This window comes from Aquibium pacificum (assembly GCF_040839445.1).
GTDB lineage: Bacteria > Pseudomonadota > Alphaproteobacteria > Rhizobiales > Rhizobiaceae > Aquibium > Aquibium pacificus.
The window spans coordinates 351,838-371,129 of the sequence record NZ_JBDPGJ010000002.1; the positions used below are offsets into that span (position 1 = coordinate 351,838).

Sequence of the window (19,292 nt, forward strand, 5' to 3'; positions counted from 1 at the left end):
AGGACGATCGAGTGGATTGCGAGTTCGGATACGGCGGCCCGGAACATTCGTGCCCGTACAAAGTTGAAGATCGAGCGGTTTTCAGCGAGTCTGCCGGTGAACCCGCTCGACGAACCTCGAAAGAATCCCTCCCGTATGGCAACGAACCCGTTCACGACGGTCTCCGAACATGTCTCCGACGGCGCGTCCCGATGTTACCTGCCGTCATGGCTGGACGCTCAGCCGATCTGGGGTATCACGCTCCAGCTCTACGAGGTGAGGTCGAACCGCAACTGGGGTGTAGGCGACTTCTGCGACCTGATGACCGCCTGCGATATCGCGGCAGAAGCCGGCGCCGATTTCGTCGGCCTCAATCCACTCCATGCGCTCTTCATGGCCGATCCGGAACGGTGCAGCCCTTTCTCGCCCTCCAGCCGGCGTTTCCTCAATCCGATCTACATCGCCGTCGACGAGGTGGAGGGTTACATTCCCTCCGATGCCGTCTCCGGCAAGACGCGAACCCTGCGCGAGACGGATATTGTCGACTACCGCGAGGTCGCCGCGCTGAAGATGGCGGTGCTGCGCCGGATATGGACCGACCGCGCGGAAACACAGTCTTCCGGAACCCGCGACGCCTTCCGCCGCTTCTGCGAGGAGAAGGGCGAGCCGCTCAGGCTCCACGCCCTGTTCGAGGCGCTGTCGATGGAAATGGTCGCGCGCGGCTTCGCCAGCGGCTGGCGAGACTGGCCCGAGGAGTATCGCCATCCCGAAACAGCCGCGGTGGACGACTACGCTCGCGACCACGCGGAGGAGATCGATTTTCACCGCTGGCTGCAATGGCTCTGCGAGGAGCAGCTCGCGCAGGCAGCCGGCATTGCGCGCCGGGCGGGCATGCGCGTCGGTCTTTATCTGGACTTCGCCGTCGGCGAAGCGCCCGACGGGTCGGCGACATGGACGGACCAGAATGCCTACGTCATCGGAAAGTCGGTCGGCGCGCCGCCGGACTGGTTCAGCGCCTATGGTCAGGACTGGGGACTGACACCATTGTCGCCGGACGTGCTGGCCGCGACGGGATGCGCGGCCTTCGCGGCATCGATCGAGGCCTCGATGCGTCATGCGGGCGCTGTCAGGATCGATCATGCCATGGCGCTGCAGCGCCTCTTCTTCATCCCCGAAGGCCACCCTCCCGCCGAGGGCGAGTATGTTGACTTTCCTTTCGAGCAGCTGATGCGCACGCTTGCCGATCTCTCGCACGAGCGGCGCACCATCGTCATCGGCGAGGATCTCGGCGTCGTGCCGCCCGGCTTCCGCGACAAGATGGAGGAATGGAACGTCCTGTCCTACCGCATCGCCTATTTCGAGAAGAAGGATCGGGACTTCATACGCCCGAAGGACTATCCGCCGCTCTCCATCGCATGCCTGTCGACGCACGACCTGCCGCCGCTCCGCGCCTGGTGGCGCGGCGACGACATCCGGCTGCGGCAGGGCATCGGCGCGATCGACGAGAACATGGCGCACGACCAGGCCCGCGAACGCGCGGTCGAGCGGATCGCGATCATGGAGGCCCTGCAGGACGCGGGCGCGGCGAGCGACGAGGAGATCGCCCTGTTCGCCCGCTCGATCGAGAACCCCGAGGCCGACCTGCCGCTCGCCTTCTGGGCCGCGATGCACCGCTTTCTCGCGCTCACGCCCAGCCACCTGACCGCCGTGCGGCTTGCAGATCTAACCGGCGAAGACCGGCCGACCAACGTCCCCGGCACCGTGGAGAGCTATCCGAACTGGCGCTTCAAGGCCCCTGTTCCGCTTGAGGACCTTTCGCGCAGCGAACTCTTCCGGACCATCACCAGCGCCGTCGCGCAGACACGACCGAGATCCGCATGAGCATTCCGCGCGCCACCTACCGTATCCAGTTCCGCGAGGGAATGGATTTCGACAAGGCGGCCGCCCTGGCGCCCTATTTGCGGCGGCTTGGGGTGAGCCACCTCTATGCCTCGCCGATCTTCACGGCGGCGCGCGGCTCGACGCATGGATACGACGTCGCCGACCATAACGAGATCGATCCCGAACTCGGCGGCCGGACCGGATTCGACCGCCTCCTTGCGGCGCTGAAGGCCGAAGACCTGAAGCTCCTCCTCGACATCGTGCCCAACCACATGGCCGCGGCGGTGGAGAACCCCTGGTGGCGCAGCGTGGTGGAGTGGGGCGGGCAGAGCCCCTTAGCGGCGCATTTCGACATCGACTGGAGCACGAAGCTCACCCTGCCCCTGCTCGGCCGTCCCTATGACGTGGCAATCGCCGGCGGAGACGTCCGTCTCGACGTCCACCGCAACGGCGGATATATAGGCCTCGCCCTGGGCGACATGGTCCTGCCCATCCACCCCGGCTCCTACGAGGAGGTTCTTTCGGGCTTCGAGGCACCGGCCGCGCGCGTGCTCGCCGAGATCGCCGGGAGGGCCGGGCCGGATACGGATGAAAATTTCCATGAAGAGGTGCGCCGGTGCCTCGCCGGCGGCGACCTCGGGCCGGAACTCGAGCGTGCGTCGAAGGACCCGGCCTTTCTCGACCGGGTGCACGGTCAGCAACCCTGGGAACTCATTCACTGGCAGGAGGCGCGGCGGCGGCTGAGCTATCGCCGCTTTTTCGAGATCACCGGGCTCGTTGGCGTGCGCGTCGAAGATGGCGCGGTGTTCGACGACGTGCACCGGCTCACCTTGCAGCTCGTTCGCGACGGTGCAGTGGACGGTCTGCGCGTTGACCATGTCGACGGGCTCGCCGATCCGACCGGCTACCTCCAGCGCCTGCGCCGCGAGATCGGGCCCGACAGGTATCTCGTGGTCGAAAAGATACTCGAAGGCGAGGAAGTGCTGCCGCCTGAATGGCCGGTCGACGGAACAACCGGCTACGAGTTCATCGCGTCCGTCGCCGACCTTATCTCCGATGCCGGCGGCAGTGGTGCGCTGGCCGATGCCTATCGGGAAGTGTCGGGAGAACGGCTCGAACCGGACGAGATGGTCCGGCAGGCGCGCTCCGAAATGATCTACCGGAACTTCGAAGGCGAACTCGATGCGCTTGCCCGGCACGCGGCGGCGATCGCGCGCGGCGCGGACACATCCGTGCCCGGAGAGGCCGACTTCAAGCGCGCGATCGGCGAACTGGTCGTCGCCTTCCCGGTCTACCGCACCTACGGTGGCGCCCGGGGTTTGGGCGAAACCGACCGGCAGATCGTCGACAAGGCCGCGCAGAAGGCGGCCGCGGGCGCCGACGGACAAGTCGCGGCGGCGCTGGAAACGGTCGTCGCGATCCTGAAGGGAGAGACCGCGTCCGGTGGCAGCGGACACGCGGCAGTGTTCCGCGCGAAATTCCAGCAGGTCACGGGTCCGGTGATGGCCAAGGCCGTCGAGGACACGTTCTTCTATCGCTACAACCCGATGATCGCGCTCAACGAGGTCGGCGGCGACCCCTTGCATCCGTCGGGCGGGCCTGAGCGGTTTCACGCCCGCATGGCGGCCGCCGCGCGCCGCAGCGACCACAGCCTGCTCGCTACCGCAACCCACGACACCAAGCGCGGCGAGGACGCCCGCGCGCGTCTCTATGCCCTGAGCGAGGCGCCGGAACGATGGAGCGAAGGCGTGGCGCGGTGGCGGCGGCATCACGCGTCCATGATCCGCCAGGCGGACGGCGGTCCGGCGCCGGAACCGGCGGTCGAATGGCTGATCTACCAGGGGCTCGCCGGCGTCTGGCCCGACGATGCCGACCCCACGGATGCCGGGAGGCTGCGCTCGCTTGCGGATCGGGTCAGGCCCTATCTGGAAAAATCGCTGCGCGAGGCGAAGCTCCGGACGAAATGGACAGATGTGAACGAGCGGTACGAAGACGCGGTGAAGGATTACGTAGACCAGCTGCTGTCGCCGGAAAACGGCGAATTCCTGAAGAACTTCGCCGAGACGCTCGAACCTATCATCGCAGCCGGCCGGATCTACAGCCTCGTGCAGACCCTGCTGAAGCTGACCGCCCCCGGTGTTCCGGACGTCTACCAGGGCTCGGAAGACGTCGATCTCAGTCTGGTGGATCCCGACAACCGGCGGCCGGTCGATTTCGGCGCCCTCGAACGAAGCCTCGGCCGCGGCGGACGGCAGCCCTTCGACAGGCCTCCCCCGGGCCTAGCCGCCGCCAAGCAGGCGTTGATCGCGCGCGTCCTGTCGCTCCGCGCCGAGCGTCCTGCCCTTTTCGAGCGGGGCGGCTACGAGCCCGTCGAGGTCACCGGTCCCCGCGCAAAGCATCTCGCAGCATTTGCGCGGGAAAAGGGCGGCGATTCCGTCCTGGTCGCGGTCCCCCGGCTGATCCTGGAGGCGCCTCGCGCCGGGCTCGCGTTCGACCCCGAGTGGTGGAAAGAGACCTTCATCGACCTGCCGGAAAGCCTTGTCGGCAAACCACTGCGGAACCTCCTTACCGGGCAGCCGTGGACGGCGAGGAAAGTCCTGCAGGCCGGCGAGCTTCTGGTAAGAGCGCCAGTGATCCTCCTGGGAACATAACTTAAAGGGCCGACCCTCCGTGACCGGTCGTTGTCCTGGATTCGCGCCTGGCTGGTCCGTGCCGAAAGCCGGGGCTTCATCGGGTCCGCTCCATCGGCGGATCCGTCCGGCGCACCGCTATCCGTCGGGATCGAGCTCGATCCGACAGGTGAAGCCGCTGGCCGGGTAGTCGAGCCGGACGCGATCGTTGGCAGCGCGGAAGAGGCCCCGTTCGAGCAGCCTGGATCCGAAGCCGCGCCGCTCTGGCGGGATGACCGGCGGGCCGCCGGTCTCGCGCCAGTCGAGGGTCACACTTCCCGCCGCGCAGAGTTCCCAGCTGATGCGCACCCGCCCCATGGCGGACGACAGCGCTCCGTATTTCGAGGCATTCGTCGCAAGCTCGTTGATGGCGAGCGCCAGAGGGGCGACGCGTTTCGCCGGGAGGCCGACGTCGGGACCGTCGAGTTCGAACGCGTCCCGGTCGGTCGGCTGGAACGGCGTGAGAGCCGACAGGATCACTTCGCGCAGCGGCGCATCCGAGGTGCTGCCCTTCAGCGCAAGGTCGTTTCCGATCGCCAGTGCCCGCAGGCGCGAATTGAAGAGCTTCAGGGCCGCATCGATGGCGACCGTTTCGCGAAACGTCTGCTTGGCGATGGTCTGGATGATCGCCAGCGTGTTCTTGGAGCGGTGGTTCAGCTCGTCGGCGAGCAGTTCGAGCCTTTGCTCGCTCTCCTTGCTGTCGGTTATGTCGTAGAGGATGCCGATGACGCGCCTGCGCGAACCGTCCTGGCTCGGCGCGAACTGGCAGCGCAGCCGCAGCCATCGTGCCGCTCCGTTCGGCCACAGATAGCGGAAGTCGGACTGGAAGCGCATCTCGCCGCGCGCCATTGCCTGCGCGCCCTCCTCCTGGATACGCTCGCGCTCGCCGGGTGCATAGCGCGCGCGCAGTTCCTCCACCGTGGGGCTGGCATCCGCCGGGAAGCCGCATATCCGGTTGAGTTCCGGCGAGTGCTTCAATGTGCCGGTCGCCAGGTCGAGGTCCCAGATCGCCATCTCGGCCGCGTCCATGGCCAGACGCAGCGTCGCCTCACTCTCGGCGAGCGCGTCGTCGGCGAGCTTTTCATCGGTGATGTCCTTCAAGGTCCCGACGTACCGCACGGCCTGCTCGCGACCGTCGATCTCCTGGAAAATCGCCTCGCCATAAGCCTCGACCCAGCGCACCGCACCGTCGCTTGCCCGCCGGATGCGGTAACGGAATTCCTTCTGCTCCCGGATGGCAGGGTCCAGCGCGCGGCGGGCCATCGCGGAGGTACGCGGGAGGTCCTCCGGGTCGGTCACGTCGCTCACTTGCTGAAACGTTACCGGCCGATCGGGTGGAAACCCGCAGATCCTCTTCGCCAGTTCCGAATAGACGATTGTACCGGTCCTGAGATCCCAGTCCCAGATGCCGATGCGGGCGGCCTGGAGCGCTACTCTTACCGGCGGCGGAAGGTGGACCTCATCGGCATACCGGCCGTCGGGTATCAGGCTGTTCACTGCTCCCCCGCATCAGGCGCATCTGAATCCGCATGCGGACGGTTAGGCCGGCGCGGCGCCTTTTGTTGGCCCATCGGGCAGGCGCATCATTCAATCAGTCCGGACGCTCGTCAATCGGTTTTAGCCGGCTTGATGATCTTCGGCGAAATCCGGCCGTCCGGCACCCACCGTTCATCCTCACCCAATGAACCAGCGCCTGTGGTCTTCGAACACAGCGTAGAGTTTATCGTCGCGAAACGCGGTTGCGGTTTTCTTCCTCGGCCCAACCCTGCTTTTCAGCGCGGTGGAGGGCGATCTGAGAAGGTCGTCCATGGCGGTTTCCTCGCTGCCGTTTTCTGTCCGACCAGACCCATTGCGGAATGCTGCAGTTCCCACACCGCGCAGCGGCCTGGAACTAGGCGGCCCTGCCGCACGTTGCCTTTCGAAGAGATCGCATCGCTCTTGTCGGCTGGTTGGTCGGCTGAAGCGGGATGGACGAAGGGTCCATCCGACAATACCCACTCATGAAAGGAATTGACCATGGCCGCACCGCAGGTTCCGGAAACGAAGGCACGTCAGGGACGCAAGGGGGTGCCGGTTCTGATCGTTCTGGTCGCCGGTATCATCCTGGCGATGGGCGCCTGGTGGATCGCCGAGATCTACGGCGTCGCCATTGCGCCCGAACAGCCCGTCGCCGACGCCGAGCACACGATAGAAAATTGATACCCGGCACGCGTACAGCGAGGCGCCATGGAGGCGCCTCGCACAAGGCTGTTCGCGATATATGTGCTCGGCAATGCGACGCCTCGGGTCTCCTCACTGGGGTAGAGACTTTTGCGCAGCAAGGCCCAGATGACGAGGGCTGCCAGGATGAAAGGGCCGAGCCCTGCTACGAACAACCGAACATAATCCGAAAGAACCCCTCCACGACCATTCTATTCTTCACGGGGTTTATCAGCCCTGCCGTCCCCACTGCGCGCAGGGGCGGGCTCCGGCGGGGGCACGGCCACGGGCACTACATCCTTGCCCTCCCGCCTGGCTTTAAGCCATTCGGGCAGGAATTCGGCCGCCAGGCTCTTCAGATAGGAACTCATCGTCGCCTCCGTTGCCTTCCGACAAGGGCGTGTTCGCCTTCGCCTGTCAGGGGAACAAACTGTTACGCGCGCGGGTTCCCGTACGAACCGAGACGATCGCGGGAGAATTCAGATGACGGACAGAAAAGTTCAGCTTTCGAAGGATGCCAAACGGGAAAAGCGGAAGCCGGCTGTTTCCGCGACGGGTCCGCTGCCGGACGCCGGGGCGCTCGACGAGGACGACATCAAACGCGTCGACCTCGAGCTACGTTCGATCGGCGAAACCGACTGGCAGGACGAGGTCCCCGCGGACCGGGCCGGGATGCCGGACCGCAAGCGCGGCTGACCTGCCGGGACACCTTACGGAACCTCGCCCGCGAACCGTTGTTTCCTTCGGGTCGAGGGCTTGAGGGAGCAAAGACATGTCGAAGGCTGACGCCGGCAGCGAAGCAGGACGAGGACGCGAGGCGGAGTGGCCATCCGAGATCCCCGCCAAGGGCTGGAAGGATATCCTCTGGCGCGTGTGGAGCGAGATCACGGAAGACCGCGTGACGCTGATCGCCGCCGGCGCTGCGTTCTACCTGCTCCTGGCCCTGTTCCCGGCAATGGCCGCGTTCGTGTCTCTCTATGGATTCGTGGCCGATCCATCCAACATCGCCGAGCAGGTCTCGTTTCTGGGCGGGGTGTTGCCGTCAGGAGGCATGGAGCTGATCCAGGACCAATTGGAGAGCCTCGTGACCCAGGATAGCAGCGCGCTGAGCTTGAGCTTCGTCTTCGCTTTCCTGATCTCGTTCTGGAGTGCCAACAACGGGGTCAAGACGCTCTTCGAGGCGCTCAACGTCGCCTACGAGGAGAACGAAAAACGCTCCTTCGTCTGGCTCAATCTCGTCGCCTTCACCTTCACCCTGGGGGCCATGGTCATGGGGATCCTCATGATCGCCGTCGTCGGCGTCATCCCGGCGTTCCTGTCGATCGTCAATCTCGGCCAGTTCTCCGAGCAGCTGATCGCCATCGGGCGCTGGGCGCTCATGCTGGTGCTGATCGTGTTCGGCGTCTCGCTTCTCTATCGCTATGGCCCGAGCAGGGAGACCGCCAAATGGCGCTGGATCTCATGGGGAAGCGGCCTGGCGACGGTCGTGTGGATCGTCGCATCGATCGCATTCTCCTACTACCTGCAAAATTTCGCCAACTACAACGCCACCTATGGTTCGCTCGGCGCGGTGATCGGCTTCATGCTGTGGGCGTGGATCTCGGTCGTGATCCTCATCGTCGGCGCCGAGATCAACGCCGAGATGGAGCACCAGACGGCGCGGGATTCAACGACCGGCGATCCCCAGCCCATGGGCGAACGCGGGGCGACGGTCGCGGATACGCTCGGCCGTCCTGTGGTCGACTGAAGGCTGCCCGCCGGTTCCTAGGATGTCCTCTTTCCGGGCGCGCCTTTGCCGGTGCCGTTCCACGTCAGGTCGCCGAAGATGACGATGGCGCTGAAGAAGGCGAAGGCTGCGAGCACGGCGGTGACGACGATCAGGCTTTCGGTGGGCATGTCTTGTTCCTCCATCGATGATGTTTTCATCGATGGAGGAAACCGCGGGGGTCCACCTTGACCTGGATCAACCGTCGCGCGGCCCGACCTGGCCTCTATGCCGCGAAGCGCTGGGCATCGGCGCCATAGTAGTTGAGATAGCGGCCGGATATCCATTCGGTCGGCAACACGACGAAGACGTCGGTCGTGCTGAAATCATGGTCGATCACGCAGCCGTCGCCGAAACGCGCGCCCAGCCTCAGATAGCCCTTGATCAGCGGCGGCATGGCGGCCAGCGCGGAGCGCATGTCCACCGCCTCGATCGGCATGAGGTCCATGGAGCGGTAGCGCGAGGCGACCGCCCGCACGTCCCAGTCCGCGCCCGCGCGGGCGTTGTGGGCCAGGAAGGTCAATGCCTCGGCATGGCTGGCCGGAATGGTGCCGGGGAAGGAGGCGCAGCCGGTCATCACGTCGATGTCGTGCTGGCGGCAGTAGGCCCAAATGCCTTGCCAGAGGAGTTCCACTGTTCGCTTCGACCGGTATTCGGGCAGGACGCAGGAGCGGCCGAGTTCGAGGAAACGCCGCTCGGCATGGCGTGCCATCAGCGCTTCCAGTTCGAACTCCTCGTCCGAATAGAAACCGCCAGCCCGTAGCGCGCCTTCCTGCCTTAACAGGCGATACGTGCCGACGATCTGGCGATGGTCCGGACCGCCGATCGCCGTGTCGAAGACCAGGAGGTGGTCGCAGATCGCGTCGAACCGGTCGGCGTCGCGCTGTTCCAGCGCATGCACGTACTGGCGCTTTGCGCCGAGTTCGTCATAGAACACGCGGAAGCGGATCTCCTGCGCCGCGGCGATTTCGGAGGAATTGCGCGCAAGCCGGACTTCCATCGAGCCGAGTCGTCCAAGAAGGGCAGTCCTTCCGGGAGTTTCGTCGACTGCGATGGCGCTGGAGGGGGACGGGACGCACTGCGGAAACATGGCTGCCGACATGTGATTCTCCCTCGTCGCCAGAGTTCGCGGGCGATACGACCTCAGTGCTACAATAGGATGACAGCGCATTCCCCGCAACGTTCGGCCAAGGTCGACTTGGGCCGGCTCAGGCGGCAGCCTGATCCTGGACCGCCTCCAGGAGCGCATGCGGATCGAGCGGCTTCGTCACGAATCCAGTGGCGCCGTGGGCGAGAACGGTGTGCCGGGTGCTTTCCTGGCTGTCGGCCGAAAGCACCATGATGGGAATGGCCGGCAGGCCTTTTTCTTCCTCGTGCTTGCGGATGAGCGCGATGGCGTCGAGCCCGTCCATGACCGGCATGTGAAGATCCATCAGCACGACATCGATGGTCGCCCCCTCCCGCGAGGCGATCACCGCGTCGACGGCCGATTTCCCGTCGCCGACATGGATCACCCCGTAACCCCTCTTCTCCAGCACCGCGCGGGTCATCAAGGCGTTGATCTCGTTGTCCTCGGCGACAAGCACACTCGTGGCCTTGTCGCGCGGACGACGCCCGGTGGGCCGATGCGTGCGCAGGCTGTGCACCGAACCCTGCACGGGCGGCTCGACGAGGCCCTTCGTGAGGATGCGCAGCATGGTCGCGCCACGAACCGGCCTCGCGAGGAAGGTGGAGTAGCCCGCGCTTCGGTACTGGAACAGCTTGCCCCGATCGGTCGGGGCGATCAGGATGACAGCCTGGAAATCAGCATCCGAATGCTTGCGCAGCCGCGACAGCGCCGCGCCGTCGACACTCTCGATCGCGGCATCGATCAGGATCGCGGCGAATGCGCTCCTGCCGTCGGAAATGAGGTGTTCGGCGTCTCCCAAGGACCGCGCGACGCGAACCGCGCCGCCATTGCCGCGCAGCGTCATAGCCATGGCTTCCGCCTCGACGACGTTCTCGGACACGATCAGGATCGAACTTCCGCGCAACACGGCGCGCCGCTCCGTCGAAACCGGCGTCTGTTCCGGCAAGGGCAGTTCGAAGGTGAACTGGGATCCCTTGCCGATCTCGCTTTCGACGACGATGCGTCCCTTCATGGCGTCGGCGATGCGCTTGGAAATCGCCAGGCCCAGTCCGGCTCCGCCATGTTTGCGCGTGGACGTGCCGTCGGCCTGTTCGAATTCGCGGAAGATGCGGCCGATCTCGCCGGGAGTGAGGCCGGGACCGCTGTCGACGATGCCGAAGCGCAGGGCCGGCGCCTCGTCGTCGCGGCTGGCGGTGACGGTAACCAGAACGCCGCCTTCCTCGGTGAACTTCACCGCGTTGCCGACGAGGTTCAGCATGATTTGCCGCAGCCGTCCCGGATCGGCTTCGATGATCGCGGGAACCTCGGGATCGATGTGGCAGCCCAGTCCGATGTTCTTGGAGAAGGCGCGCGCCGCCATCAGCTCGACCACGTTCTCGACCAGTTCGCGCGGCGAGATGGACTGCGGCTCGAGCTCGAAGCGTCCGGCCTCGATCTTGGAAAAATCGAGCAGATCCTCGATCAGGGCGAGCAGCGCGTTCGCGGAGGTCGAGACGGCGCCGACATAGGTGCGTTGCTCTGGCGTCAGGTCCGTGTCGGCAAGCAGCTTCGCCATCCCCATGATGCCGTTCATGGGCGTCCGGATCTCGTGGCTGACGGTCGCCAGGAACCGGGACTTCGCCTGGCTGGCGAATTCGGCCCGCTCGCGCGCGGCGATCAGGGCGGCCTCGGCGCGCTTGCGCCCCGTGATGTCGCGCGCGATGGTCCGGTGTGACACGGTGCCGGTCGCCTCGTCGCGCACGGAGAGTTCGATCCAGGAGAACCAGCGGACCCCCGCGGCTGTCTGGATCGCGACGTCCGCCGACGTGAGGTGTTCACCGTCCGCGAAGGCGGCGTCCGGAACCACGCCTACCTCGACGCCCAGTTCCTCGAGCGTGCGCCCGGTGAGATCGCGCGGGTGGCGGTCGAACATCTCGGCAAAGACGCGATTGGTGTAGACGATCCGTCCGTCATGGTCGCGGTGCACCACCAGGTCGCCCAGCGCGTCGATCAGCCCGCGGAAACGCTCCTCGCTTTCGCGCAATTCCCACATGCGGTCGGCTAGGCTTTCGATCTCCTCGCGATTTCTCTCGGCCGCCTTCTCGGACAGGCGCATCTCGCGCCGGTCCTCGATGAGCACGCGTGCGAGCAGGGCTACGCCGGCCAGACCGGTCAGGAGCAGGCCGTAGCTCAGGAGACCCGGAGCGCCGCTGAGAAAGGAATATCCGGTCAGGACGAGGATAGCGGTCAGCATGACGAGATCGCCGATCGCGAAGCGGTCGCGTAGCTGCCGCAAGGAAGCTGGCGTTCGTGCGAGCCCGGTCCCTCCCGCGCCGATCGTGGCTGCGGGACGGATCGCTCTGGTGTTCGCGGTCCCCTGATCCGACGTCATGGCCGGACCCTAGGCGAACACGGATTAGAGAAGCTTTTGAGAGCCCGCTAAAACTTTAGCGATACCGGTCATTTCGCCATGTCGACGACGACCCGCCCGCGTATCCTGCCCTCCACGATGGCATGCGCGGCATCGACTATGCCGCCGAAGCCGATGGTGGTCGACAGCGAGGCCAGTTTCGCGCGGTCGAGGTCTCGCGCGAGCCGTCCCCAGGCCTCCCGGCGCAGGCTGAGGGGCGCCATGACGGAATCGATGCCGAGCAGGGAGACGCCCCGCAGGATGAAGGGCGCGACGCTCGCCGGAAGATCCATGCCCCCGGCCAGCCCGCAGGCGGCCACCGCGCCACCATAGGATGTCATCGAAAGAACGTTGGCGAGCGTATGGCTGCCGACGGCGTCCACCCCGCCGGCCCAGCGCTCTCGCCCGAGCGGGCGGGCGGGTCCCGACAGTTCGTCTCGCGCAATGACTTCCGCCGCGCCGAGATCCCGCAGGTAGTCCTCCTCCGACGTGCGCCCGGTCGATGCGACGACGTGGAAGCCGAGCCGGGAAAGGATGGCAATCGCTATCGAGCCCACGCCGCCAGCGGCACCGGTCACGATGACCGGACCCCGCTCCGGCGCGATGCCATGGCGTTCGAGCGCCATGACGCAGAGCATCGCCGTATAGCCGGCCGTGCCGATCGCCATGGCCTCGAAAGGCGTGATCTGCGGCGGAAGCTTCACCAGCCAGTCGCCTTTGACCCGCGCGAGCCCCGCATAGGCGCCGTGATGGGTCTCGCCGACCCCCCATCCGTTGAGGATCACCTGGTCGCCCTCGCGCCAGTCCACGTGCGAGGACTTGACCACCGTGCCGGCGAAGTCGATCCCCGGAACGAGCGGAAAGCGCCGGACCACGGGCGCCATGCCGGTGATCGCCAGCCCGTCCTTGTAATTCACCGTCGTCGCCTCGACGGCGACCGTGACGTCACCCTCCATCAGATCGTCTTCCGTCATCTCGGCGACCGCGACCGACTGCTTTTTGTCCTCGTCGCGCGTGACGAGAAGGGCCCTGAACGTTTCCGGCATGTCTTTTCCCAGCTTCGTTTCCTCTCGCCGACTGTGCTTCCGCGAGGGAATGTCGTCAACCACCGGGAGGCCGGTCGTCCGGGTTTCGCTCCACCGGCCGCCGCCAGGCAAGCAGTTCCTCGACCACGACCAGCAGAGCGCCGACCGTGATGAACGCGTCGGCCAGGTTGAAGACGGCGAACGACCAGTTCCCGACATGGAATAGGATGTAGTCCACGACATAGCCGAGGAGCGCGCGATCGATCAGGTTTCCAGCGGCGCCAGCCAGGACGAGCGCGAACCCCATTCGCGCGACGGCCTGGTGCGGCTCCGTGCGCGACGCGAGCCAGGTCACGAAGCCCATGACCGCGGCGGCCATGACGACCAGGAACAGGTTGCCCGACCCGGAAAACATGGAAAAAGCGATGCCGGTGTTGTGGATGCGAAAGAGCGAAAGCACCGGCAGGAGCTCGATCCGCTCGTGCATCTCCATGCCGGTCTCGACCAGATACTTGATCAGCTGGTCGAGCCCCACCGCCGCGATCGCGATCACCACGAGCAGAAGCGGACGTTTCATCATGCGCCGGCGGCCTCGAGCGACAGGGCCGAACGGCGCACCTCGTAGAGCATGACCCCGGTGGCGACGGCGAGATTGAGCGAATCGGCGCGCCCTGCCTGGGGGATGCGCAGCAGGCGGTCGCACGAGGCGGCGAGTTCCTCCGGCAGGCCCTGCTGCTCGTTACCCATGAGAAGCACCACGGGTCGGCCGGCATAGTCCACGCTGCGGTAATCGACGGAGCCCTTCAGATGCGTTCCCGCCAGCATTCCCTTGAAGCCTTGCCGCCAGGCGAGGAACCCTTGCGTCGACGTCCGCGCGACCGGCACGGCGAAGATCGAGCCCATGGTCGCGCGCACGGTTTCGATGGCGTAGGGATCGGTGGTCTCGCCGACGAGGATCACGCCCTTCGCGCCGACGGCGTCCACGGTTCGGATGACGGTCCCGAGATTGCCGGGATCGCGGACACGGTCCAGCGCCACCCAGACGTCCTGGCCGGACGGTTTCACCTCGCCAAGCGGCGTCCAGCGCTGCTCGAAGACGCCGACCACCATTTGCGGGTTGTCGCGGCGGGTGATGGCGGAGATCACCTTGTCGTTGACCTCGAGCACCAGCCCGCCCGCCGCCACCGTGCGCGCGGCGATTTTCTCGACCGCGGGATTGCCAAGCCCTGACTTCGAGAACACGAGCGTGCGGATGGTCCAGCCGAGGTCGAGCGCGTCGATGACGAGCTTCAGGCCCTCGGCGAGGAAGGCGTTCTGCTGGTCGCGAAATTTCTTCAGCGCCAGCGCCTTGATGTCCTTCACGATCGGATTGGCGAGGCTGGTGACCTCCTTGACCTGCCCGACCCGATGTCCGCTTCGCTGCCCGGAATTCATGCGCCTACCCATCTGGAGAACAGCGACGTGGAGAGCGCGCGGCCCGCCGCCTTCTCGCGGATGACGAGTTCGCCCGATTCGACGCGCCCGCCCATGCCCGCGAAACTGTCGCGCATCAGCGCGTGGATGGCGAAGAAGGACGCCCGGATCGAATAGGCCGTGAGCACCACCGCCAGCGGCCGGTCAGTCAGGATGGAGCGGGCGAGGTCCACCATGTCGGGCAGATCCTCGAAGAGCTGCCAGACTTCGCCCTTCGGTCCGCGCCCATAGGCCGGCGGGTCGAGGAGCACGATGTCGTAGCGGCTGCCACGGCGCTCCTCGCGCTCGGCGAATTTCTTGGCGTCCTCGCAGATCCAGCGGATCGGCCTGTCTCCGAGCCGGGCGACCTCCTGGTTCTCGCGCGCCCAGCCGATCGCCTTCTTCGAGGCATCCACATGCGTCACCTCGGCGCCCGCGCGCGCGGCGACCAGGGAGGCAATCCCGGTATAGCCGAAAAGGTTCAGCACCCTCACCTGCCGCCCGGCACCGCGGATCAGCGCGTCCATCTGGCTCCAGTGCGAGGCCTGTTCGGGAAAGACGCCAACATGCCGGAACGAGGTGAACCGGCCGAGATAGTCGATGCCGTCATGCCGCATCGGCCAGGTCTCGCCGAGCACGGCCTTGGGAAAGCGCCAGCGGCCCATGCCCTCCTCGTCGGTGTCGCCGGTGAAGATCGCGTCGACGTCGTTCCAGTCCGCCTCCGGCAGGGCACGGGCCCAGATCGCCTGACCTTCGGGCCGCACGATGCGGTAGGGACCGTACCGTTCCAGCTTTTCGCCGCTGCCCGAATCCAGCAGGGCATAATCCTCGTTGGGGGTGACTTCCAGGATGAGCGGAACCGTCTCGGCGGGCAGCGTACCGGAGCGTCTTGCGCGCGGCTTGACCGCCTGTGCCGCCTCGGGATTCGGCCTCGTCGCAGCGGGAGCGGAGCCGAGTCCATGCGACGGGGCTGCATCGCCCGACCGCCGACGATCCCGGCCGGCCGCATTCGGCCGCGGCCGCGCGTCGCGGCGCTTTTCGCGCGGGGGCTTCACGGCCTTGCCTCGTTCTGAAACATCGCGCGCTTCTGCCATAGCGCCGCAACAGGCGCAACGCGGTCGAGGCTCAGCGATCCGGTCCCGCCGGTCCATCGACCGCCCGGTAGACTGCGATGCCCGCCGCGAGGTCCTCCAGCGCGGCGCCGACGGACTTGAAGAGGGTGATCTCGCCCCCGGTTTCGCGCCCCGCCTTCTCGCTCCGGGTCAGGCCGAAGAGATCGGAGACGATGGCATCCTTCGACAAGGCGCCAGATGCGAGCGGCTGGACGATGTCTCCCGCTTCCTTCGTAGCGCCCGCAAGGGTATCGACGAAGACGCGCGCGCGCCGGATCGCCTCGTCGTCTGCCTCGCGCATCGCCGGCGTGAAGCCGCCGACCAGATCGACATGCGTACCGGGACGGAGATGGCGGCCCTCGATCAGGGGGTCGGTCGAGATGGTGGCGGAGGAGATGATGTCGGCGCGGCCGATCTCCTCGGCGAGGTCCGTCACCGCCGTCGCGTTCAACCCCTCGGCTGAAAGCGCTTCGGCCACCCTGCCGGCATTGGCCGGAGTCCGGTTCCAGATGCGGATTTCGTTGATCGGCCTGACCGCCGAATGCGCCTTGGCAAGGAACGGCGCGAGCGCTCCCGCGCCGATCACCAGCAGCCGCGACGCGTCCTCGCGCGCCAGGTAGCTCGCCGCGAGCGCCGATGCGCAGGCGGTCCGCCATTGCGTCAGCCGCTGGCCGTCGATCAGCGCACGCGGTTCGCCGGTCCTGCCGTCCAGCAGGAGATAGAGCCCCATGACCGCGGGTTTGCCGATGGCATTATTGTCAGGGGAGACGGTGACGATCTTCACCCCGACGAAGCCGCCGTCAGACGTTCCGGCGCGCTGGAAGTCGTTCCAGGCCGGCATGAGGAGCAGGGTGGAGGAGGCTCCGTCCGGCCGTTCGATCGTATGGTGGTGTCGCACAGGCTGGACCGCGCCGTCCCGGAACGCTTCGCGCAGTGTCTCGATCAGACCTGCGAAATTCAGGACGCGGTCGACCTCGCCGGCGTCGATCATGCGCATGGAGGGCTCCGGCGATGCGCTGCGCGCTCAGCCACGCGGCGCGGGCACGCCGGTGGTGCCGGGGGCGGCATTGCGCTGCGCCTCTGTAGCCGGTGCGGCGCGCTGCTGGTTCAGGAGATTGTGCACCTCGCGCCGCTGCACGCGCGCTTCCTTTCGGTAGCGACCCTGCCGCATCCATGTCGCGAGACTGCCAATGATCATGCCGACGATCAGAGCGAGGAACAGCATCACGAACAGCGGCAGTTGGATCGTCAGCGCCATGTTGCCCGGATTGAACGGATCGAGCGTGAAGGCCGTCATCTGCCGGTTGGCGACGGCCAGCGCGATCAGGATGATGGCGACCGGAACGACGATGACGATTAGAACGACCCTGTTGAGCATTCGCTATCCGTTTTTTCTTGAAGAAGCAGCCGTGGCTACTTCATGTTGAGGCGCTCGCGAAGTTCCTTCCCCGTCTTGAAGAAGGGGATCCACTTTTCCTCGACCTCAACGGACTCGCCCGTCCTGGGGTTGCGCCCGGTCCGCGCCGGTCGGTTCTTGACCGAAAAGGCGCCGAAGCCCCGCAACTCGACGCGGTTGCCCTCCGCGAGCGCTTCCGTGATCTCCTCGAAGATCGCGTTGACGATGTTTTCCACGTCGCGCAGGAAGAGATGCGGATTGCGGTTGGCGATGCTCTGGACCAGCTCGGATTTTATCATTGGCAGGATTCCTCTCGTGCCGCGAAATCCTTGTTTCCGCTGGCATTATCAATCGCGCCTGGCAGCCGTGTCAGGTTGCCAGAGCGACAGCAGACCGTCAAGGAAGATACGATCACCACCGAGGTCGCGGATAAGGTCCGCGCCGGAGGAAGGCAGGCCGATCGCGCTTGCGATCGCGCGCATGATCGACTGCGCGAAGAGGAAGTTGCCGGAGCCCTTCTTCTTCCATTCGATGACCTCCAGATCGGGATCGACCCCTTGCTCCTTGAGCCATTCGATCGCGACGTCCTCGCCGCCGACCGCATCCACGAGCTTGAGCTTAAGCGCTTGCCGGCCGGTGAAGACGGAGCCGTCGGCCAGCGCCAGCACCTCCTCGCGCGACAGCGGACGCCGCTCGGTCACCAGCCCGACGAACCAGTCGTAGGAATCGAGGATCATGGCGCGGATCATTTGGCGCTCCGGCTCGGTCGTCGGATTGAACGGCGACGGTTCGGCCTTCAGAGGCGACGACTTGATGGATTCGAGGCCGATGCCAAGCTTTTCCATCAACCCCGTCAAATCCGGATACTGGACGAGGACGCCGATGGATCCGACGATCGAGGACTTGCGCGCCACGATATGATCGGTCGCGCTGGCGATCATGTAGCCCGCCGAGGCGGCCAAAGTGCCGACCTGCGCCGTCACGGGTTTCTTTTCCGCCAGGCTCCGGACCGCCTCGAAGATTGCCTCGCCGCCGGCGGTCGTTCCGCCGGGGGAATCGATGGTCAGGATGACCCCCTTGACTGCGTCGGCCTTGCCGATGCGTTCCAGCCGGTCGATCAGTTCTTCGTCCTCGACGATGGTGCCCTCGATGCTCACCTGGGCGATGTGGTTGCGGCCCGTTCCCGGCACAGCGTCGCCGAACGCCCAGTAACCGAAGATGGCAATGGCGATCGCGGCGGCGATAAGCGTCGCCACGCGCCAGAAGGTGAGTTTGCGCCGCAACCGGCGGCGGTCGATGATGTCGTCGGCACGAAGCGCCATGGGTTTCCTCGCGGGAACGATGAAATGGTCTGCCGCTTCTAGCGCTTCCCGAGGCGATTGGAAACGCCGGCGGCGTGCCCCATCCGCCGGTCTGCGATGGCCAGTAGGCTGATCGCGGGTCGCGCGGGATTGCGATTAATCCAAAAATCACCATATTGCAGTGCAATGGGGCCTGTAGTCGGACCGAATGCGTCCGATAATTCGACCTGTTGCCGCGGCAACGGGAACCATGAGGCTCATCCGGCACGACATGGCAACGAACACGGCTCACTACGCTCAGTATCGCCCGAGCCCGCAAGGCGGAGCCGTGGACACGTCGTCGCAAGGCCGCGAAACCGCCTTCGCCGGTGCGTTGCGTCATTCGCGCAGGGTGCGGCTGTTCAAGATCCTGCTGCCCACCCTGGCGGTGCTGCTCGCAGGCGGCTTCGCGATCTATTCCTATGTCCTTTCCCCGGCGGGGATTTCGATCGACATCGTCGGGTCGGGTATCGCCGACGGCAAGCTCGTCATGGCCAATCCGACCATGAACGGCTACACCAAGGAAAATCTTCCCTATTCCATGAAGGCCAGGCGAGCCATCCAGGATCTGTCCATGACGGGTGCCATCAAGCTCGAGGGGATCGATGCCAAGGTTCCGCTCTCGTCCGACTCCTGGGCCGTCATCAGTGCCGATGGCGGGCTCTACGACGACGAGGGACGCACCCTCGATATCAACACGCCTGCGACATTCACCACCTCCGACGGTCTGACGGCGAAGTTCAAGTCGGCATTTCTCGACATGGAAGCGGGAGAACTCAGAACCTCCGACCCCGTGGAAATCGTCCAGGGCGGGTCCCGCATCACCTCCGACAAGTTCCAGGTTCTTGAAAGAGGAGACGTTTTCCTCTTTGAGGACAGGGTCCGGATGAAGATCGATCCGCGCGAAGTAGAGAACGAAGAGTCGGCGGCTGGCGCCGGGAAAACGGGGAACTAGG

Annotated in this window: 19 protein-coding genes; 6 read left to right on the plus strand and 13 right to left on the minus strand. The window is 65.7% G+C overall.

Translation table 11 applies throughout. The features are described 5' to 3' along the window. Positions 1–135: 135 nt before the first annotated feature. Together malQ and treY are read left to right on the plus strand one after the other, a co-directional pair. Positions 136–1,860, plus strand: coding sequence for a 4-alpha-glucanotransferase (malQ, locus tag ABGN05_RS07970; protein WP_367953481.1), 1,725 nt, complete (start codon positions 136–138; stop codon positions 1,858–1,860). Then, positions 1,857–4,511, plus strand: a complete 2,655-nt coding sequence (gene treY / locus ABGN05_RS07975) for a malto-oligosyltrehalose synthase (RefSeq protein WP_367953482.1) — start codon at positions 1,857–1,859, stop codon at positions 4,509–4,511. Before malQ ends, treY begins: the two co-directional genes overlap by 4 nt. 117 nt (positions 4,512–4,628) lie before the next feature. Here treY and ABGN05_RS07980 read toward each other — a convergent pair whose 3' ends face one another. Together ABGN05_RS07980 and ABGN05_RS07985 are read right to left on the minus strand one after the other, a co-directional pair. Then, entirely contained in the window at positions 4,629–6,026 is a 1,398-nt protein-coding gene (locus ABGN05_RS07980; RefSeq protein WP_367953483.1) for a sensor histidine kinase, read from the minus strand. Positions 6,027–6,203: 177 nt separating this feature from the next. Then, positions 6,204–6,338 (minus strand): hypothetical protein, encoded by a 135-nt coding sequence (locus ABGN05_RS07985; protein WP_367953484.1) that lies wholly within the window; start codon positions 6,336–6,338, stop codon positions 6,204–6,206. 207 nt (positions 6,339–6,545) lie between these two features. Between ABGN05_RS07985 and ABGN05_RS07990 the strand changes: the two genes are divergently transcribed. From ABGN05_RS07990 to ABGN05_RS08000, 3 genes are all read left to right on the plus strand, one after another. Continuing rightward, positions 6,546–6,728, plus strand: a complete 183-nt coding sequence (locus ABGN05_RS07990; RefSeq protein ID WP_367953485.1) for a hypothetical protein — start codon at positions 6,546–6,548, stop codon at positions 6,726–6,728. Between the two features lie 483 nt (positions 6,729–7,211). Further along, on the plus strand, positions 7,212–7,424 hold the full coding sequence (locus ABGN05_RS07995) for a hypothetical protein (protein WP_367953486.1): 213 nt from the start codon (positions 7,212–7,214) through the stop codon (positions 7,422–7,424). 76 nt (positions 7,425–7,500) lie between these two features. Then, complete coding sequence (locus ABGN05_RS08000; RefSeq protein WP_367953487.1) at positions 7,501–8,475, plus strand: YihY/virulence factor BrkB family protein; 975 nt, start codon at positions 7,501–7,503, stop codon at positions 8,473–8,475. Positions 8,476–8,492: 17 nt separating this feature from the next. On the opposite strand, the gene ABGN05_RS08005 is transcribed toward ABGN05_RS08000, so the two are convergent. From ABGN05_RS08005 to sppA, 11 genes are all read right to left on the minus strand, one after another. Then, positions 8,493–8,624 carry a hypothetical protein gene (locus ABGN05_RS08005; protein WP_367953488.1) on the minus strand — a complete coding sequence of 44 codons (132 nt, stop codon included), beginning with the start codon at positions 8,622–8,624 and terminating at the stop codon, positions 8,493–8,495. Between the two features lie 95 nt (positions 8,625–8,719). Next, positions 8,720–9,595: a l-ornithine N(alpha)-acyltransferase gene (gene olsB, locus ABGN05_RS08010; protein WP_367953489.1), complete on the minus strand. Its 876-nt coding sequence runs from the start codon at positions 9,593–9,595 to the stop codon at positions 8,720–8,722. 106 nt (positions 9,596–9,701) lie between these two features. Further along, positions 9,702–11,855: a response regulator gene (locus tag ABGN05_RS08015; protein WP_367954339.1), complete on the minus strand. Its 2,154-nt coding sequence runs from the start codon at positions 11,853–11,855 to the stop codon at positions 9,702–9,704. Positions 11,856–12,061: 206 nt separating this feature from the next. Then, entirely contained in the window at positions 12,062–13,057 is a 996-nt protein-coding gene (gene acuI, locus ABGN05_RS08020) for an acrylyl-CoA reductase (NADPH) (protein WP_367953490.1), read from the minus strand. 55 nt (positions 13,058–13,112) lie between these two features. Next, the gene (gene lspA, locus ABGN05_RS08025; RefSeq protein WP_367954340.1) at positions 13,113–13,613 is read right to left on the minus strand and encodes a signal peptidase II; all 501 of its coding nucleotides are present in this window, start codon (positions 13,611–13,613) and stop codon (positions 13,113–13,115) included. Beyond that, entirely contained in the window at positions 13,613–14,470 is an 858-nt protein-coding gene (locus ABGN05_RS08030) for a TrmH family RNA methyltransferase (RefSeq protein ID WP_367953491.1), read from the minus strand. The genes lspA and ABGN05_RS08030 overlap by 1 nt, the downstream gene beginning before the upstream one ends. Next, positions 14,467–15,543 carry an RsmD family RNA methyltransferase gene (locus ABGN05_RS08035; RefSeq protein WP_367953492.1) on the minus strand — a complete coding sequence of 359 codons (1,077 nt, stop codon included), beginning with the start codon at positions 15,541–15,543 and terminating at the stop codon, positions 14,467–14,469. Before ABGN05_RS08035 ends, ABGN05_RS08030 begins: the two co-directional genes overlap by 4 nt. Before the next feature lie 70 nt (positions 15,544–15,613). Beyond that, on the minus strand, positions 15,614–16,597 hold the full coding sequence (gene lhpI / locus ABGN05_RS08040; protein ID WP_367953493.1) for a bifunctional Delta(1)-pyrroline-2-carboxylate/Delta(1)-piperideine-2-carboxylate reductase: 984 nt from the start codon (positions 16,595–16,597) through the stop codon (positions 15,614–15,616). Between the two features lie 27 nt (positions 16,598–16,624). Next, on the minus strand, positions 16,625–16,978 hold the full coding sequence (locus ABGN05_RS08045; RefSeq protein WP_367953494.1) for a LapA family protein: 354 nt from the start codon (positions 16,976–16,978) through the stop codon (positions 16,625–16,627). 35 nt (positions 16,979–17,013) lie between these two features. Next, a complete protein-coding gene (locus tag ABGN05_RS08050; protein ID WP_072601755.1) occupies positions 17,014–17,295 on the minus strand; it encodes an integration host factor subunit beta in 282 nt (93 codons plus the stop codon). Positions 17,296–17,343: 48 nt separating this feature from the next. Next, positions 17,344–18,318 carry a signal peptide peptidase SppA gene (gene sppA / locus ABGN05_RS08055; RefSeq protein WP_367953495.1) on the minus strand — a complete coding sequence of 325 codons (975 nt, stop codon included), beginning with the start codon at positions 18,316–18,318 and terminating at the stop codon, positions 17,344–17,346. 229 nt (positions 18,319–18,547) lie between these two features. Between sppA and ABGN05_RS08060 the strand changes: the two genes are divergently transcribed. After that, on the plus strand, positions 18,548–19,291 hold the full coding sequence (locus ABGN05_RS08060) for an LPS export ABC transporter periplasmic protein LptC (RefSeq protein WP_367953496.1): 744 nt from the start codon (positions 18,548–18,550) through the stop codon (positions 19,289–19,291). Position 19,292 lies beyond the last annotated feature (1 nt).